The organism is Halalkalibacter alkalisediminis (assembly GCF_028610705.1).
Lineage (GTDB): Bacteria > Bacillota > Bacilli > Bacillales > Bacillaceae_D > Halalkalibacter > Halalkalibacter alkalisediminis.
The window spans coordinates 1-1,062 of record NZ_JAQQWT010000126.1; the positions used below are offsets into that span (position 1 = coordinate 1).

The following is a 1,062-nucleotide window of genomic DNA, read 5'->3' on the forward strand; positions in this document are numbered from 1 at the left end:
TAATAAGACCATATAAAAAAAGGTCAACCAGAAATATTTTCTTATCTGGATAACCTTATAATACGAACGGGTGCGTTCCTGCAATAAGGCAGGAACGTATTTTTTTACAACATAAAAGGAAATTAATGTTAAAATTATAACAATGGTTATTCAAGTAGCAGAGCAGTTTACTTTAACAAAGACCTATAAGGTGATAATCGGTAATTGGAGGAGGAATATGATGTTAGAATTTATTGTTGAAAACATCTTTTTCTTATTGATTTTAATAGCAATAGGAATGTTTATTATTTTAAGGATAAAAGTGTATAAATCTAAGAGCGGACCAAAACAAGACAAAGAAGAAATTGAACTATTGAAGAGACGTGTGGAAGAATTGGAGCGAAATAAATAGTGTTATAAAAGTTTCAAGTGAAAATATTATTCAATTAAAGGGAGGCGATGCTTTAACTAGGCATCGCTACCCTTGTTCCGCTAACGGTGCAGTTTAGTTGAAGAATATCCGAAGAAAAAAGCACCCTTTTTACAAAGGATGCCTGCATTCAGTTATTTCATTTGGCTTTAACCTTCTTCTTTTGAAATCAATAGCCTGCCACTCTATGGTTTTTTCATTACTAAAAGTGATTGTCACTAAATCATGTGGGGGATTGTGAGCACCTTCAAATGTTGTTACCTGCACGGTGATATTAAATAAGTAACTGCCTTGTGGCAGCTTCTCAATTTGGGTTATATTACCACAGTAATTTTGTTTAATTTCGCCATATTGCTTCTTCAATTCCTGTTGAATTGAGGGGTAAAGCAAAATGTAAATAAGGTCATCACGTAATTGTATTTCATTTTTATTTACGGTTTCTGCTTTAACTGGCGTAAATGGAACAAGAAACTAACAGGCGATAACTAACAGAATGAATTTTTTCATAGCAGACCTCATCCATAGTTTTCTCTTATTTTAATCAATTATGAAATGATTAATGCATAGGTTCAGAAGCACTAGTGTTGCATATATACTGACTGAATTTTCAGTTTTAAAGTTCTTCCTGTTTAGAGCCAAAAAAGTAAATACCC

Annotated in this window: 2 protein-coding genes; one reads left to right on the forward strand and one right to left on the reverse strand. The window is 32.6% G+C overall.

Features of this window, described 5'->3' with window-relative positions:
- Positions 1-217 precede the first annotated feature (217 nt).
- Complete coding sequence (locus tag PQ474_RS26170; protein ID WP_273848511.1) at positions 218-391, forward strand: hypothetical protein; 174 nt, start codon at positions 218-220, stop codon at positions 389-391.
- Positions 392-520: 129 nt separating this feature from the next.
- Here the strand turns inward: PQ474_RS26170 and PQ474_RS26765 are convergent, their stop codons facing one another.
- Complete coding sequence (locus PQ474_RS26765) at positions 521-829, reverse strand: DUF3888 domain-containing protein (protein ID WP_420537709.1); 309 nt, start codon at positions 827-829, stop codon at positions 521-523.
- Positions 830-1,062: the final 233 nt, after the last annotated feature.